Annotated in this window: 15 protein-coding genes; 8 read left to right on the top strand and 7 right to left on the bottom strand. The window is 39.3% G+C overall.

What is annotated here, in order from left to right:
- The first annotated feature begins 180 nt into the window (after positions 1-180).
- On the top strand, positions 181-2310 hold the full coding sequence (gene dinG / locus BO26_RS19210; protein WP_036774345.1) for an ATP-dependent DNA helicase DinG: 2130 nt from the start codon (positions 181-183) through the stop codon (positions 2308-2310).
- Between the two features lie 64 nt (positions 2311-2374).
- Here the strand turns inward: dinG and BO26_RS19205 are convergent, their stop codons facing one another.
- The 3 genes from BO26_RS19205 to rhtA form a co-directional block, all read right to left on the bottom strand.
- Entirely contained in the window at positions 2375-2596 is a 222-nt protein-coding gene (locus tag BO26_RS19205) for an alkylphosphonate utilization protein (RefSeq protein ID WP_036774343.1), read from the bottom strand.
- A gap of 217 nt (positions 2597-2813) precedes the next feature.
- The gene (gene dps, locus BO26_RS19200) at positions 2814-3320 is read right to left on the bottom strand and encodes a DNA starvation/stationary phase protection protein Dps (RefSeq protein ID WP_036774341.1); all 507 of its coding nucleotides are present in this window, start codon (positions 3318-3320) and stop codon (positions 2814-2816) included.
- Positions 3321-3819: 499 nt separating this feature from the next.
- Entirely contained in the window at positions 3820-4710 is an 891-nt protein-coding gene (rhtA, locus tag BO26_RS19195; RefSeq protein ID WP_036774338.1) for a threonine/homoserine exporter RhtA, read from the bottom strand.
- 330 nt (positions 4711-5040) lie between these two features.
- Between rhtA and BO26_RS19190 the strand changes: the two genes are divergently transcribed.
- Entirely contained in the window at positions 5041-5604 is a 564-nt protein-coding gene (locus BO26_RS19190; RefSeq protein WP_036774337.1) for an LOG family protein, read from the top strand.
- A 218-nt stretch (positions 5605-5822) separates the two neighbouring features.
- On the opposite strand, the gene BO26_RS19185 is transcribed toward BO26_RS19190, so the two are convergent.
- A complete protein-coding gene (locus BO26_RS19185; RefSeq protein WP_036774336.1) occupies positions 5823-6233 on the bottom strand; it encodes a hypothetical protein in 411 nt (136 codons plus the stop codon).
- A gap of 1655 nt (positions 6234-7888) precedes the next feature.
- Between BO26_RS19185 and BO26_RS19180 the strand changes: the two genes are divergently transcribed.
- The 5 genes from BO26_RS19180 (at position 7889) to BO26_RS19160 (ending at position 12885) form a co-directional block, all read left to right on the top strand.
- Positions 7889-8152 carry a hypothetical protein gene (locus BO26_RS19180; protein WP_036774334.1) on the top strand — a complete coding sequence of 88 codons (264 nt, stop codon included), beginning with the start codon at positions 7889-7891 and terminating at the stop codon, positions 8150-8152.
- 60 nt (positions 8153-8212) lie between these two features.
- Positions 8213-9250, top strand: coding sequence for an NADP-dependent oxidoreductase (locus tag BO26_RS19175; protein ID WP_036774332.1), 1038 nt, complete (start codon positions 8213-8215; stop codon positions 9248-9250).
- 194 nt (positions 9251-9444) lie between these two features.
- Complete coding sequence (locus BO26_RS24725; RefSeq protein ID WP_420864720.1) at positions 9445-9690, top strand: hypothetical protein; 246 nt, start codon at positions 9445-9447, stop codon at positions 9688-9690.
- A 388-nt stretch (positions 9691-10078) separates the two neighbouring features.
- Positions 10079-10723, top strand: a complete 645-nt coding sequence (locus tag BO26_RS19165) for a hypothetical protein (RefSeq protein ID WP_036774329.1) — start codon at positions 10079-10081, stop codon at positions 10721-10723.
- A gap of 566 nt (positions 10724-11289) precedes the next feature.
- Entirely contained in the window at positions 11290-12885 is a 1596-nt protein-coding gene (locus tag BO26_RS19160; RefSeq protein ID WP_036774328.1) for an ABC-F family ATPase, read from the top strand.
- Between the two features lie 66 nt (positions 12886-12951).
- Here BO26_RS19160 and moeB read toward each other — a convergent pair whose 3' ends face one another.
- The 3 genes from moeB to BO26_RS19145 all read right to left on the bottom strand — a co-directional run bounded on the left by moeB (position 12952) and on the right by BO26_RS19145 (position 15923).
- On the bottom strand, positions 12952-13704 hold the full coding sequence (moeB, locus tag BO26_RS19155; RefSeq protein WP_036774327.1) for a molybdopterin-synthase adenylyltransferase MoeB: 753 nt from the start codon (positions 13702-13704) through the stop codon (positions 12952-12954).
- A complete protein-coding gene (moeA, locus tag BO26_RS19150) occupies positions 13704-14945 on the bottom strand; it encodes a molybdopterin molybdotransferase MoeA (RefSeq protein ID WP_036774325.1) in 1242 nt (413 codons plus the stop codon). Before moeA ends, moeB begins: the two co-directional genes overlap by 1 nt.
- A gap of 231 nt (positions 14946-15176) precedes the next feature.
- Positions 15177-15923 carry an SDR family NAD(P)-dependent oxidoreductase gene (locus BO26_RS19145; RefSeq protein WP_036774323.1) on the bottom strand — a complete coding sequence of 249 codons (747 nt, stop codon included), beginning with the start codon at positions 15921-15923 and terminating at the stop codon, positions 15177-15179.
- A gap of 355 nt (positions 15924-16278) precedes the next feature.
- On the opposite strand from BO26_RS19145, the gene BO26_RS19140 reads away from it, so the two are divergent.
- Positions 16279-17448, top strand: a complete 1170-nt coding sequence (locus BO26_RS19140; protein WP_036774321.1) for a YbfB/YjiJ family MFS transporter — start codon at positions 16279-16281, stop codon at positions 17446-17448.
- Positions 17449-17639: the final 191 nt, after the last annotated feature.

Below are 17639 nucleotides of genomic sequence, written 5' to 3'. Positions count from 1 at the left end.
TCGATGAAATTAATATCATTACCTTATACTGTCAGAACATTTAGCCTGGTTCTTATTAGCATGATAATTTACTGAATTTGGTATTAAATTATTGACTAGACCTTGTAATCTCGATATTGAGCTGATTTCGTTTCTGCTCTGTGGGAAAATAGCGCATCAGTTTTATGACAGCAGAACGCAATGGCACTTTCCAGTTCAATAAAAAATCAGATAAGCCAGTGGTATAAGGCGTTACCTCAACACATTGATGGCTTTATTTCCCGTGCTCCACAAAGGCAGATGATTGCTGAAGTTGCAAAAAATCTTGCTGGTCAAGAAGGGCGCCATTTAGTGATTGAAGCGCCAACCGGAATTGGTAAAACCCTTTCCTATTTGATCCCTGGTATTGCGGTTGGCAGAGCAGAAAGCAAGCCTTTAGTCATAAGTACCGCCAATGTCGCTTTGCAGGATCAGATTTACAGTAAAGATCTTCCTTTATTGTGCAAAATTATTCCTGATTTGAAATTTACAGGTGCTTTTGGGCGTGGGCGTTATGTCTGTCCACGTAATCTTGAAGCCATCTGTGCACACAATGGTGAACAGATAGATTTAATGTTTTTGGTTGAGGACAAAACAGAACTTGCTAACAGTGAAGAAAAGGAACTGTGCCGCAAGTTGCACAGTGACTACACAACTTTTGCCTGGGATGGATTGCGTGATCACCATAAACTGGCTCTGTCTGATGTTTTATGGTCGAAAGTGAGTACAGATAAAGCAAACTGTCTTGGTCGTAATTGTCAATATTATCATCGTTGCCCGTTTTTTATTGCGCGTCGTGAGATAGAAAATTCGGATGTCGTGGTTGCTAACCATGCGTTGGTGATGGCAGCATTGGAGAGCGAATCGGTACTACCCGATGCCAGGAATTTGTTATTAGTACTTGATGAAGGACATCATATACCTGATGTTGCTCGAGATTCTCTGGAAGTTGAAGGGGAAATTACCCTGTTTCAGCTCAATGGTCAGTTAGATACTTTTATCCGCCATGTTGAGCAATATCTGGTGCAATTTCATCCTGTAAAGCCTCCGCGTTTGGCTAATGCCAGTCGTCTTAATGAACATAGTGAAAAAATAAGGGAATATTTTAAAGAGCTTGCTACGATCACTCAGATACTTTTACCTGAAAAAAGTGAAATAGATGAGCATTTGTTTGAGATGGGTAAGTTGCCGGATAATTTGCTACTTTGCTGTCAGCAATTGTTCAAATTGACTGATGGCTTACGTGGATTGGCAGAAGCGATACTTAATGATTTGACTGAACGGACAGCTAAACAGGATATTGGCAGATTGCATCGGTCTATTTTGCATACGAGTCGCACGCTTGGATACTTTGAAAATATGACCAAATTATGGCGATTGGCCTCATTGGAAGAGTTATCTGGTGCGCCGGTATCAAAATGGTTGAGACGCCGCTATGAAAAAAATCAGTCACATCTCTATTTCTACTGTGCAGGTATCAGAGTCAGTGAACAGCTCAATCAACTGCTTTGGCGTAATATTCCTCATGTGGTTGTGACATCAGCAACACTTCGTTCTCTGAATAGTTTTTCCCGTATTCAGGAATTGACGGGATTAACTGAAAAAGCAGGTGATCGTTTTGTCACGTTATCATCACCTTTTGATCATGTGCGGCAGGGAAAACTGGTTATTCCCCAAATGTCGCTGGAGCCGACAATTGACAATGAAGCTGCTCATTTGGAAGAGATGGCACGTTATTTCAGAACTCAATTATTGAGTCAGCAACATAAAGGAATGTTGATTCTGTTCAGTAGTCAGAGGGCGATGGATACCTTTCTCACTTATGTGACGGATTTACGTTTGATGTTACTTGTTCAGGGAGATCAGCCACGTTATCGATTAGTTGAAACACATTGTCAGCGTATAAATGAAGGGCGATGTAGTGTGTTGGTTGGGTTGCAATCTTTTGCTGAAGGTCTGGATTTAAAGGGTGATTATTTGTCTCAGGTTCACATTCATAAAATCACATTTCCTCCAGTTAACAATCCGGTAATTATTACTGAAGGTGAATGGTTGAAATCGCTTAGACGTTATCCCTTTGAAATACAAAGTTTGCCGAGTGCTTCTTTCAGCCTTATTCAGCAGGTAGGAAGGCTTATTCGTAGTCATGAATGTTATGGTGATGTGGTTATCTATGACCGGCGTTTGTTGAGTAAAAAATATGGGTTGAGGTTGCTAAATGCTTTGCCGGTTTTCCCTATTGAACAACCGAAAATTCCTTCAGAAGCTGAAATCAGACAAATGAAAGGATAAATAACTTACACGAAAATTTGTAATTTATTTATCCTTTATCAATAAAATCGACAGAAGGGGTTGTTTATCCTACTTTTTTCAGAAAGCAGGTTTTCAATACCAACCCTTTGATTTTGTCTGCGTTACATTCGATTTCATCTTCACGATGGTTTAGGCGGATATTTTTAATCACGGTACCACGTTTTAAAGTCGTTGATGTGCCTTTTACTTTCAGATCCTTGATGATTTGTACAGAATCACCCTCATTGAGCACAGTACCGTTGCTATCTTTTACTTCGGCATCCATTTTATTATTTCCTCAAGTTGCTTATGAAAATAAGCATAGATTATAGACAATTTATGCTTATTTTTAAAGGATATGACGAAATTTGTCTGTATGATGGGAGTTTTATGATGTTTTGCAATGCTAGAGTCTTGAATGATGGAATGTTGATATAAACAGGACCACATTGTTAGCTGGTCCTGTAGGTGACACAGGGCTCTTATATGATGGCCCTTTAATTTTATTGCTCAATGTTTGCTTCAATAAACCATAAGAATTTGTCGAGGTCACGGGAGGCAGCAGTAAGCATATCTGCGGTATTTTCGTCCTCAATTTCATCAATAGTTGTACGGATGTCATTAGCAACAATGGCATAGCGGTCAGCTAGTGCTTTTAGATGATCTTGTACGTTATGGATATTTGTTGGGTAGTTTTTCAGTGAAGTGTGTTTATTTACTGCTTGCACCGTTCCGAGCGTTACTCCACCAAATTGCACAATTCTTTCTGCGAAAATATCTATATGTTCAACAATAGTAGTATAGAAATTATCCAGCATTTCGTGGATAGAAATAAAATTGTTACCGCGCATGTTCCAATGTGCTTGTTTGGTGAGCAGGGAAAGATCAATAAAATGGACCACCATATGGTTAAGAATTTCAATTGTTTCCTGCTTAATATCATCGTCGACATCATTACGAGTATAAAGAAGTGTCGATGATTTTGTTTTAATTAATTTGGCTGTATCCATAATAGTTTTCCCTTAATATTAATAATGAGCTTCTCATTTATGGGAATGAATATAACTTGATATTAATCTTGAATCACATAGCTTATTCCTATTAAATCAATAGATCATTCTTATAAATTGCAGGTAAAAATTAGAGCAGATATAAATAAGGTTTCATAATTCTGCTACACGTGGCTTTATTCAACCAATTGTTATACATAGAGTTATATGTTATGTAGCGTGTGTAAGGTGTAGCACTATTTTGGAAAGCTATTTATTAATAATGAAGTAATATAATTATATTTTTATGGAATGATTAAGAAAAAAATAATGATTATTTGGAAAATACTCATGACCAGCTTGGTGATAAATAATAACGGTTTTATACCCAATAGATTTCAAGATGTATCGCGACGGCAAGGGAGCGAATCCCCGGGAGCATAGATAACGATGTGACCGGGGTGAGTGAGTGCAGCCAACAAAGAGGCAACTTGAAAGATATCAGGTATAAATAAAATTATTAGCCGACTTCTGTGATTTTAGGCTTCCCTTTAATGGTTGATGTAGAACCGATAGAGGCAAAAATAATACAAGATAGGGCCAGCCATTGAGTTGTAGTTAGATGTTCATTGAGAAAAATAATACCAGATAAAGCACCAAGGGCTGGTTCAAGACTCATCAGAGTACCAAATGTTTGTGCGGGTAAACGGGTCAGAGCAATCATTTCCAATGTGTATGGGAACGCAGTAGACAGAATAGCGATTGCTAGTGCCAGAGGCATAATCGACATATCAAATAGCAGCTCTGGTCCTGTTTGTATTAACCCGACAGGGAAAAATATCAAGGCCGCGACAAGTGAGCCGATAGAAACTGTTGCCGCTCCGTAACCGGCCCCAGCGCGTTGACCAAAAATAATATACAGTGCCCAGCAAACACCCGCACTGAGTGCATAGATAATCCCCACAGGGTCCAGCCCATCAATATTATTACCAATGGGTAATAGGAAAGCCAGACCAGCGATAACTAGGGCAACCCAGAGAAAATCTATTGGTCGGCGTGATGAGAACATGGCGACTGCCAGTGGGCCAGTGAACTCAAGAGCGACGGCAATACCTAAAGGAATTGTCGTCAGTGCCATATAAAACGTGTAATTCATTGCGCCGAGAGCAATACCATAGGTCAGCAGTGGCATAATTGAATCTCGGCGAAAACGCAGACGCCAGGGTTTAAAAATAAGAAAGAGAATGATAGTCCCAAGGCCCAGTCGCAGAGCAGTAACACCAGGTGCACCGATGACTGGAAATAGAGTTTTGGCAAGAGAGGCACCGCTCTGAATTGATGCCATGGAGAGTAATAACAATATTACAGGTATTAACGGAAAAGTACTCCTTTGGAGCTTGGAAGAAGACATCCGGGCAAAACCTCTATTAAAATCAAATGATCTGGTTGGTAATCTTCTCAGTGAAATGCAGATAACTCAATAGATTTGAAGAATATAATTTTAAATAAATATTTCCCATGCATTAGATTATATTATATCAAATAGTGAAATTATTCTTCAGTATTAGGGGATCATTCTATGAGAAATCAAATTGTATTATGAAATATTGATAATTTATCGATGACTGATAATTAATTTTTTAAGTTATATTATATCTATACATAAATGAGTTGTATAATAGTTATTATAATGTACAATTGTATTTTTTACAGTAGATATGAAGTGGCGGGAACTCAGATAATGAAAAGTATTGCTGTTTATTGTGGCTCAAGTCTTGGTGCATCTGAAATATATAAAGAAAATGCCATTGTCTTTGCGAAGGAATTAGTTAAGCGAGATATGACCTTAATTTATGGTGGGGCCAGTGTGGGCATTATGGGAACTGTTGCTGATACTGTTCTAAAAGAGGGTGGTAAGGCTATTGGTGTTATTCCAACATTGTTAGAAGAGCGTGAAATATCACATAAAAATCTGACAGAATTATATATTGTCGAAACTATGCATCAGCGTAAAAATAAGATGATTGAGCTTGCTGATGCTTTTGTTGCTTTACCTGGTGGTTTTGGTACGTTAGAGGAATTTAGTGAAGTATTTACCTGGAGCCAGATAGGGTTGCACACTAAGCCTTGTGGTATTCTGAACATTAATAACTTTTACGATCCACTAGTTGCTATGATTAATAGAATGGCCGATGAACAATTTTTACATGAAAAATATCGTCATATGGCAATAATCGAGCAAGATCCTGTCACCTTACTTAATCGTTTTAACACTTACCAGGCGCCATCTGTAAAAACCTATTGATGACAATTTAATAATAAGAAAGTAGTATCGATGAGGTTATAGGGAAACAATACAAATAGAACCCGCTTGTGAAAGAAGGAATTATTTAGCGATGGGTAGAATAATGTAAATTAGTCTTTGATTGAAATGGAAAATGTTACCTTTTCAAATAAATAAACCATTCCTGTTGAATAAATATTAATTTAACAGGAATGGTTGTTAATATAAGTGACTAAATATTAGGTTACAATAGTATATTCTACTATTGGGTTATTACCAACATCTGCTGTATAAGACAGATGTAAATCATCACCTTCATAGTCTGTTGATATTGAGTAGCTGCTGCTGCCAATCAGAGGGTTATTCCATGTAATAAAAATGCTATAGATTTCTCCTTTGCTATCTACAAATACATAAGTACAACGTCCTGCAACACCACTAAGAATACTATTTGAATCACTTCTCCAAATAGCTTTTCCTGGCGTATTATCATTGCTTCTATTAATTACTTGAGGAGGAAGAGTTGTCCACTCACCTTGATCCAAACGAATAGAGTCTTGGATAAGTTTGAGTTTATATACTGATTTATTAGTTACTTTTGCAATAACGCTGATTGGTGCTTTTAATGTAATAGCTTCGATCTCTGACATGATATTACCTCTTGTAATTAATTTTAAAAATATGTTTAATAAATGCCAAGATTATAATTTAACCCATTGGGTTAACTAAATATCTTGAGTGGAACCGACCTTCTAGATCATATTTTATGGCTAATTTTTTACTGCTTTATTAGAATTCCATTTCATGATTCTTCCTTAAAGAAAATTTATTTTTATTTGGGACTGCTTACTCACTGTTGTAGCCATCTTCATTATATACCTGTTATCTTTCAAGTTGCCTCTTTGTTGGCTGCACTCACTCACCCTGGTCACATCGTTATCTATGCTTCCGGGGATTCGCTCCCTTGCCGTCGCGATACATCTTGAATATAGTTAGTGATAATTTTCATCTAATTTAAAAGACTAAAATAAACTATCTATTAACTATGAAAATTATTAACTATGAAAATAAAAGTTTCTATAATTTCGGTGTTTTTAAAAGATACCTTTTCTTTGAGATGAATGTCAATTTTTTTGCCCTTTGAGTTTTATTATAAAATAATAAGAGATTAATTATATATTTGTAATTAAAAACATAAATATAGATGATAAAATATATCTATGTTTTTAATAGATAATATATAAAATGATTGTAATGGCAAATAAAGGTAGATTTTTAAGTTTATGGTTAATTAATAATAATTTTATTATACATCGAACATTGGTTTGCAATTTTATTGGTGAAATGTTAATGGATTGTGATATTGGATGAGTGTAACTTGGCAATAAACTGTATTTATTAAGGGCAGAGATAATCATATACGTTAATTTTATAAATCCGGGTTATTGCTTATAAATTTATTGATTCAAAGAAATTTTCATAATGATGCTAGATTATAAATAGCTTTCCAAAATAGTGCTACACCTTACACACGCTATGTAACATATAACTCTATGTATAACAATTGGTTGAAGAAAGCCACGTGTGGCAGAATTATGAAGCCTTATTTATTTACTGTAGGTATTATTGCATGTTTGATAAAAATATCAGAAAAAGGGAAATTAATGTAAACGTAGTGTTATTAGTATTTAATGTTTTTGAAATAAGATGGTGTGCCGCTAATTTATTTTTCTTATTGTTTATAATTTAAGGTTACGTTTTGCCTTAAATATGTGTCTATAACGATATAGCCTTATAATTTACAATATAAATTAAATAAGGAGCTTCCCTCTATTTGGTTAATAGTGAAAATCAAAATCTTCCGCTGTTAACAGATTGCTTTATTAATGGAATTTTTGAATGGTAATTATGTTTCAGAATGAAGTTATAAATCAGAGGGAATATTGTGATAAGTTAAATTAGAATGTAATTTTATATTTTTCTTTATCGGAAGTAAAATTTTAGCCTGATCATAGACGACGTGTCTAATAATGTGTAGGCTATACTGATTCACCGAATAGAAAGCCCCAAGATATCTGTCAGAATATTCTAGAAATCGTTCAGGAAATTATTCGGTGTAAATGTTTTGCGGTGGTCGGACACAATGAAATTTTGAAAGCGACAGAAGTGCCAAAAGTTCATTTTATTATTTTTCGTCAAAAATAGAGACATTTGGCGCCGCTATGCTTGAAGATTACTTTACGTATTATCCCGAAAAGATGGACAACATCATGGTGCGTAAAGGGACTGTGAAGGAAAACCTAATGTGGTACTGACAGGATTGGAGCCTTTGGTAAATGGTGTTGTCCGTGAAGGTGGGTTGAATTGTACTGCGGAAGAAACTTTTCCATTGGCTGAAGCGTTATACCAGATTTGGTTGAGCGCTAATTTGATGGTTAAGATCACGCGGAGTAGTGCACTGTTACAGAGTGCTTTGGTGACTACGAAGCGTTTGTTGGATGCATATAAAGATAAAAATACATTTAGGAGATACCACTATTTATTAGTGTTTTTTATTCCTAAGAATTAGGCGGCTGGTCTACTTTTTAGGTACCTCAAGATACCAACTTTATGTTGAAGGAAAATATCAATGTCTCAAACACAACAGATAAATCGCCGTATCGTATTAGCTTCACGTCCGCATGGTTCCCCTACACCCGCTAATTTTCGTCTAGAACAGCAACCTATTCCAGAGCCTAAAGAAGGCGAACTTCTGTTACGCAGTGTTTTTCTTTCCTTGGACCCTTACATGCGTGGACGCATGAATGATGAAGCTTCTTATGCTTCACCAGTAGAGCTTGATGATGTCATGGTTGGTTCAACGATAAGCCGGGTGGTGTCTTCAAATCATTCGGGATATCAGGTTGGTGACTGGGTGTTAGCGGATAGTGGTTGGCAGGATTATGCCATTTCCGAGGGTAGTGCTCTTACCAATTTAGGACAATCGCCTTCTCATCCGTCCTATACATTAGGCGTGCTGGGTATGCCTGGCTTTACCGCTTATACGGGACTATTAGATATTGGCCAACCTAAAGCAGGGGAGACATTGGTTGTCGCTGCTGCAACAGGTCCGGTGGGGGCTACGGTGGGTCAAATCGGTAAGCTCAAGGGTTGTTATGTTGTTGGTGTTGCCGGTGGTACAGAGAAATGCCGTTATGCTGTTGATGTATTGGGGTTTGATGTTTGTCTTGATCACCATGATCCAGATTTTGCTGACCAATTGTGCCGTGCTTGTCCTAAAGGTATCGATATTTATTTTGAAAATGTAGGAGGGAAGGTCTTCAACGCAGTTTTGCCGTTGCTAAATACCTTTGCTCGTGTTCCGGTTTGCGGAATGGTGTCTTTCTACAACGCGACTCGTATTCCTAAAGGGCCAGATCGTGTGCCTTTATTAATGGCGCAATTGCTACAGAAGCGAATTCGAATGGAGGGATTCATTGTTTCTGATCATTATGCTCTGCGTTTTGATGAATTCTGGCACGATATGTCCATTTGGCTCTCTGGAGGGCAGATCAAATACCGTGAAGATATAGTGACAGGTTTGGAAAATGCTCCGGAGGCGCTTATTGGTCTGTTGCAAGGTCATAATTTCGGTAAGTTAGTTGTCCGGGTTGGCCCTGATAATTAAATTCCGTGGGGAAGATTAAAAGATTATATCCGACTAACATGGCGAGATAATTATGCAAAATTTTGAGTATTACAACCCAACTAAAATAGTTTTTGGTAAAGAGACTATTGGTTGTCTTGACGGCTTAGTTCCTCAAGATGCGCGGGTTCTGATTCTCTACGGTGACGGCAGTACTGAGAAAACTGGGACTTTGGATGAGGTCAAGAACACATTGGCTAGCCGAGCTATCCAGGAATTTGGCGGTATTGAGCCTTATTGCTCGTACTCGCAGTTTCTTCGAAAATCTGGGGGTTCAGACCTGCCTGTCGGATTACAACCTCGGTATTGATGACATTGATTGTGTAGTGAAACAGCTAGAAGCTCATGGAATGACCCACTTGGGCGCAAACAGAGATATCACGTTGGACATTAGCCGTTGCATCTTACAAGCAAGTCTTTGAGCTGGAAGAATGCCTCGGGTTGCCCGGGGCTTCTCTGCGATAAAATAGGACCCAGGAGCATAGATAACAATGCGACTGGGGTAAGTGAATGCAGCCAACAAAGCAGCAACTTGAAAGATGAAGGGGATATAGTAAGTTATGATTTCTTTTCTATTAATTTATATTTGTCACGATTTAAACTGGCATTTAACTTTTAAATATTATTGGGATTTCCACATCAGACCTAAATTTTAGGTATATGTCATATTAGCTTGTAGATATATTGAATAGAATCACAAAATATAAATATTTTTAGAGAATTCTCTTCAGTTATTATAAAAGCCTCTATACTTGTTATGGTCATAAAATAATTTTATGACTATAAACTTATAACACGAGGAAATAATATATGTCTCATATTGATCATGTTGATATCCAATTTTTCAACTTAATGCAAGAAATGCGAAGCTATACAAAAAATAGCTTGAATAAATCCAAAGTTGAACCCTTTGTACCATCTACACCTGAACTTCAAGCATATTCAAATATGCTTAGGAAAGAATATAACAGTATGAATTTAGCTCAACAGAAGGCAGCAAATGATGTTATTGCAGAGCTGAAAGACATCGCAGAACCTGGAACCAACTCAGTAGCAGAGATTTCAGAAACAGAAGTAACTAATAACACAATAAAATATCAAAACGACATCAAATCTGATCCTAATCATGCAGACGAAAATTGGATCAGTGATATGAACAAATCTCGTCAAAAAGTCAAAGATGGTACCAACAAAGTAATTGACGAATCATTCGATGAAGCCATTAGATTAGGGCTACAGCATCCTGCTGCTAGAAGTGCAATCAATAATTTTATGGATCAAGCCAGTAATTTTATCATCAATCTATGTGATAAAATTTCCAAGTTTATACTTAATGCGGTTAATCAATTTATTGAATGGTTGACTAAAGCGTGGGAAGCAATTAAATCCTTCTTTGAAGTTGCCTATTCTTCAATTTCTAGTTTTTTCAAAGTGATACATAATCCCCAAAATTAGTTCTGACCATTATATTAGTCTCAGATCCAGTACAATTAATTTGTAGTGGATCTGATATAATGAAATGAACGCCTAGAATTCGAAATTATTTTGCCAAAATGAATAATTAACATCTCATTGAATAATTTAATGAGCATTCATCTCATAACGATCCATAACATGATTTATCCGAAAGTCTGAGCTAGATGATTATCCTATCTTCAATCTATTGCGGGGCACAGCCTAAATTACTTCAAATGATTGAACATTTAGTGCAGCTATTCAGTACAGTGAAAATTATATACCAATAGATTTCAAGATGCGTCGCGAAGGCAAGGGAGCGAATCCCCAGGAGCATAGATAACTATGTGACTGGGGTAAGTGAAAGCAGCCAACAAAGCAGCAATTTGAAAGATGAAGGGTATATGCATTATGTTTCTTACATTCACAGCATAACCTTATGTTGTGCTTTCATCAGTTTAAAGAATGCTCAAAACTTCCCGCGACCTCTCATTCTTGTTGTGGCATAATGCGCCGCTATCGATTTTTCCGATTTCCCTTTTGTTTCTAATTTAAGAGCGAATGCTGTGTTAAGTACAAACAACATCACCATGCAATTTGGCAGTAAGCCCCTGTTTGAGAACATTTCCGTCAAGTTTGGTAACGGTAACCGTTATGGTCTGATTGGCGCTAATGGTTCAGGTAAATCCACCTTTATGAAAATTCTTGGTGGCGATCTGACACCAACCGCAGGCAATGTCAGCATGGACCCTAATGAACGTATTGGTAAACTACGTCAGGATCAATTTGCCTTTGAAGAGTTCACTGTACTGGATACGGTGATTATGGGGCACACGGAATTGTGGCAGGTGAAGCAGGAACGTGACCGTATTTATGCGATGGCAGAAATGAGTGAAGAAGATGGCTATCGTGTTGCGGATTTGGAAGTAGCCTATGGTGAGATGGATGGTTATAGTGCCGAAGCACGTGCCGGGGAGCTTTTGCTGGGTGTTGGTATTCCGCTAGAACAGCATTATGGCTTGATGAGTGAAGTGGCCCCAGGCTGGAAATTGCGTGTATTGCTGGCTCAGGCACTGTTTTCTAATCCTGATGTTCTATTGTTGGATGAACCGACTAACAACCTGGATATTGATACTATTCGCTGGTTGGAGCAGGTGCTAAATGATAGAGACAGTACCATGATCATTATTTCCCATGATCGTCATTTCCTGAATACAGTTTGTACTCATATGGCAGATCTTGATTATGGTGAATTACGTCTGTTCCCTGGTAATTATGATGAATATATGGTTGCTGCTACTCAGGCGCGTGAACGTTTGATAGCGGATAATGCGAAGAAGAAAGCACAAATTGCAGAGTTGCAGTCTTTTGTCAGCCGTTTCAGCGCTAATGCTTCCAAATCAAAGCAAGCGACTTCCCGTGCTCGTCAGATTGATAAAATCCAATTGGAAGAAGTTAAAGCCTCCAGTCGGCAAAATCCGTATATTCGCTTTGAGCAGGATAAGAAATTATTCCGTAATGCTCTCGAACTGGAAAGTTTGACTAAAGGTTATGACAATGGTCCTCTGTTTAAAAATCTCAGCCTTTTGTTAGAAGTTGGCGAGAAAATGGCAGTTATCGGTGCTAACGGCATAGGTAAAACGACTTTCTTGAAAAACTTGGTTGGTGAAACAGAGCCAGACAGTGGCACGGTTAAATGGTCTGAAAATAGTAGCATTGGTTACTATGCTCAGGATCATGCTTGCGATTTTGATTGTGACCTGACGGTTTTTGACTGGATGAGCCAATGGAAGAAAGAAGGTGATGATGAACAATCCGTTCGCAGTGTATTGGGGCGTTTATTGTTCGGTCAGGATGATATTAAGAAGAAAGTTCAAGTATTATCTGGTGGTGAAAAGGGCCGGATGCTATTTGGCAAGTTGATGATGCAACAACCAAATATTCTGATAATGGATGAACCAACAAACCACCTGGATATGGAATCCATTGAATCCCTGAACCTTGCCCTTGAATTGTATAAAGGGACTTTGATATTTGTTTCTCATGACCGGGAATTTGTCAGTTCATTAGCAAGCCGTATTCTGGAAATCAAATCTGATAAAGTCATTGATTTTAAAGGTACTTATGATGAGTATCTGAGAAGTCAGGGAATTATTGGGTAATATCTTTGCTAAATAACGAACCCCGGTTCAGATAACTGGGGCTCGTTATTTCCATTAACAGATGGATCAACAACTACATACTTCGCAATTTGGATCTTTAAGTAATTTAATATCGCGAAATTGCATGGTCATGGCATCAAACAGCAAAACCTTTCCGCTGCCTATCTTGCCGTATCCGGTAAGGAGTTTTATGGTTTCCATTGCCTGTAATGTACCGATGGTACCTACTAGTGGTGCCATAACGCCCGTTTCTACACAAGTTAGATTGTTTTCACCAAACAGCCGGCTCAGGCAGTGGTAGCAAGGAGAATCTGGTTGATAAGTAAATGTAGTCAGCTGTCCTTCCATACGAATTGCAGCCCCGGAAATCAGCGGTATTTTTTTGACGAGACACAAACGGTTTAGTTGTTCGCGGATCGCTACATTATCAGAGCAATCCAATACAACATCATTCTGGCCGATAAGTTCCGCCAGCGCGTGATCTTCCAGTAACGCATTAACAGTTTTGATTGTGACGTGTGGATTTATTGCTTGAAGAGTTATTTGCGCTGACTGTACTTTAGCCATCCCGATGCGCTCGTCTCGATGTAGAATCTGCCGTTGTAAGTTCGAGAGAGAAACAGTATCAAAATCTAATAGTGTTATTGTACCTACGCCTGCTGCTGTTAAATACTGCGATGCTGCGCAACCTAAGCCACCGGCACCGACTATCAGTATCTTTGATGATTTCAGCTTTTCCTGGCCGTCAAAATCAAATCCGCGTAGGACAATTTGACGGTTATAGCGTAGGGTTTCTTCGTCAGTCAGTTCAATGGTCATTATTCGTTTTTCAGTAAGTGATTGAACAATTCGATCTCGACATTTTCACCAGTTTCTACCTGGCCACGTTCGCGTTCCAGAACGATAAAGCAATTACCCAAGCTAAATGAGCTGAATATATGAGAGCCTTGATGTCCTGTTGTACGAACTTCCAGTTCACCTTGTTCATTCACCGAAGCAATACCACGTTGAAAATCCATTCTCCCCGGTGTCTTTTTTAATGGTGTGGTGACCCTGGCACGCATACGCATTGGTGGTTGCCATGCAGTAAAACCAGACAAGTTGGCGATTAAAGGTTGAACCAATTGATAGAAGGTGAGGACGGCTGAAACCGGATTACCGGGTAAGCCACAGAACCAGGAATTTTTTAGTTTACCGAAAGCAAAAGGTTTACCCGGTTTTATTGCCAGTTTCCAGAAGCCGATTTCTCCCAATTCATCCAGAATTTGTTTGGTGTAGTCTGCTTCACCGACAGAAACACCTCCACTGCTGATAACTAAATCAGCTTTTTGATCCGCTATTCCAAAAATATTGCGCAGTGCTTCGGGAGTATCTGCAATAACGCCTAAATCAATGATGTCGCAATCCAGTTTTTCCAGCATTAAGCGAATGGCAAAACGATTGGTATCGTAGATTTGTCCTTCTTTAAGCGGTTGACCTATAGCCTGTAATTCATCACCGGTAGAGAAAATAGCAACTTTTAATCTGCGGACAACTTCAACTTTGGTGATCCCCAAAGATGCAAGCAGTGGCAATTGAGCCGTGGATAATTTACTGCCCGCCGAGAGTACCGCGGCACCTTTAGTTATATCTTCGCCGGCTAAACGGATATTCTGGCCTTGCCTGGTTGGTTGAGTGAAAACGATACCATTAGCAACAATTTCTGCGTGTTCCTGCATAATGACAGTATCAGCGCCTGTAGGAATGGGCGCTCCAGTCATAATTCGGATACAGGTTGTCGCTGGCCATTCTCCTTGAAAGGGGGCGCCGGCCAAGGCTTTTCCTGCCAAAGGTAGTGGCTTATTACCGTTTAAATCCGCATAGCGTACTGCGTAACCATCCATTGCCGAGTTAGCAAAAGGTGGAACATTAATAGGAGAAATAATATCTGTAGCAGTAATGCGCCCTGCTGATTGGGTAAGGTTGACGGTTTCGGTGTCTGTCAGTGGTGTTGTTTGCGTCAGAAGTTTTTCTAACGCTTGTCGCAAAGAGATCAATTCAGAGGTGTGACCGTGATCCATAATGATACTCCCAGATAGCATTTTATGATTGCGTCATTATGGCAGAGATCATCGTATGTGTTAGCGATATTTAACTTTGGTGAGGTTTCATTTGCTCCATAAGCGCGGCGATATTGGTATTAGTTACCCAAAACGCCGCAAACAATATGTAACAAGCACATAGAATATTGCGATTAACCTGGTATCTCGAAGTTTGCTGTTGTAATAGTCAGGTTAAAAAGCCGATCGGGTCTATAAAGTTTGGCCGCACTCAACCTTTACGATCTGCCCTGTCATGGCTTCTGCTTTTAACATCATTAAAGTTACTTCAGCAACATCTTCTGGTGTTGCGATTCGCTCTAAAGGCAAATGAGTACAAAGCGTCTGCATTTTCGCCTCTCTTCCTTTCCACCATCTTGTTTCGACTGCTCCAGGTGCCACGCAGTTAACTCTTACCGATGGAGCAAGTGCCCGAGCCAGGGATTTTGTTAGTCCGTGAACCGCTGATTTGGAAACTGCATAGGGAATAGAAGAACCAAGGCCAGTTTCGCCAGCGATACTCCCGACATTGACGATAGCACTCCCTGTCCTTGCTTTAAGATAGGGGGCCGCATACCGGCAGCAATGAAATGTGCCTTTCACATTAACATCGATAATGGCATCCCAAATATCATCAGATATAACCTCAAGATCTTCAAATTGAAGTTGTCTTGTTGTCCCTGCGTTATTAACTAGATAGTCAATTCCGTTAAATTTTTCCACGACAGTGTTTATCATGGCTTTTACTGCTGATTCGTCGGCAACATCTGCTTTTATTGCGATGGCTTGCCCTCCGTCCCTAATAATAGATTCGGTTGTTTCCAACGCCTCACGTTCACTTTGTGAATAGATCACTGCTACAGCCGCACCTTGTTTCGCCAACATAACACTGATGGCTCGCCCGATACCGGTCCCACCGCCAGTAATAATTGCTGTCTTACCTTGGAATTCTTTATGCATAAAAATTTCCTCAATAATATTAGTACGTAGTTTGATAAATCATACCTCTCCTACAGACAGGCTTGCCAGTATCATTATGGAACTATTGGACGGAGGTCTGATTAATATTACGTTGTAAAGGCTCGATGTGATTTTATGTGGACTCAATTTAATCAGGGGAATTCGTGATGCAGAACATGAGAAATAATATACTCTGTCATTTCTGGAGCTGTAATTCATAGCTTACTTTTTCTTTAAATTGTAGGCAGAAATAATTTACGTTTTTTAAGGGGAATTTTGTTAATTAAAGGTGTCTATTGCTTTTGGTTTTTGTTATAGCTTATGAAAATAAATTAAGAATAATGTCTCCATCATTATGAGTAATCCAATTTCTTCTCTGCAGGACAATAGCCGTCAGGCTTTCCATATCGCCATGAGTGGATTTTTAGCACTGATTGTCGCTATGGGGATTGGGCGCTTTACCTTCACTCCTCAAGTTCCTTTAATGATTGCTGAATCCCAATTAAGCCTGACCGAAGCGGGTATTGTCGCGGCCTTTAACTATTTGGGTTACTTAGCGGGTTCCTATGACGCAATGCGGGCGCACCGATTTATTGAATACCGACTCTGGACAGGATTATGGGGAGCGGTGATTATCACGTTGTTTTCTGCTCTGTTAGATGGGCCGGTATTACATAGTATCGCTCGTTTTTTTATTGGCTGGGCAAGTGGCTGGACATTGGTACTGGCGGCGGCATGGGTTAATGAGCAGTTAGCCAGATTAAACCGTCCTGCGTTAGGGGCCGCTGTATTTGCAGGGCCTGGCGTGGGGATATTTATCAGTGGCATTCTTGCGGTAGGCATTCAAGCATGGCACTTGTATGCTGCTGAAGCATGGATACTGTATGGCATTTTAGCGCTGATTCTTAGTGTTTATGTTAGTCGGCATTTACCTCGTCGCGGTGAACTACACCGTTCTCAGACAGAGGTGAAAAAACTGGTTTTGACACCGGCAATTAAACGATTGGTATGGAGCTACAGTTTAGCGGGATTTGGTTATATTTTACCTGCCACTTTTCTTTCGCAAATGGCAAATGAGCGTTTCTCCGGTAGTTTGTTTGCCCAGTTTGTCTGGCCGATATTTGGTGCTGCTGCGGTAATCGGCATTGGTTTTGCTGTTTTGACTCGTCATATGCTGACAACCCAAATCCGGCTGGCGATCACTTTATGGATTCAGGCAATAGGTATTCTTATGTCTGAGATTATGCCGGGGATAGGTGGTCTGGCGTTGGGATCTTTATTGATTGGTGGTGGTTTTATGTGTGTGGTTCAAATGGCGCTTCAATATGGGCGTGAACTAGCACCAGAGCATAGCCGTTATATGGCTGGGTTATTAACTACTGGATATGCTATCGGTCAGCTTGTTGGACCAATGTTGTCAGCAGTTTCAACGGCGATAACTGGAAAATTAGAGCCTGCGTTGTATGTCGCATTAATTACCTTGGTCATTGCTGGGTTATTGGTTTGCAACAAAAGAGTAAAATGACCGGTGAAGGGAGTGTATAAAAAATTCATATACCCTATGGATTTCAAAATGCATCGCGACGGCAAGAGAACGCATCCCCAGGAGCATAGATAACTATGTGACTGGGGTAAGTGAACGCAGCCAACAAAACAGCAGCTTGAAAGATGAAGGGTATATAATAATGAAAAGTAATCACTGGATAATCACCACGT

Origin of the sequence: Photorhabdus australis DSM 17609, assembly GCF_000711895.1 — a bacterium.
Lineage (GTDB): Bacteria > Pseudomonadota > Gammaproteobacteria > Enterobacterales > Enterobacteriaceae > Photorhabdus > Photorhabdus australis.
The sequence above is the reverse complement of the archived record's forward strand: the minus strand, read 5'-3'. Positions and strand labels throughout refer to the sequence as shown.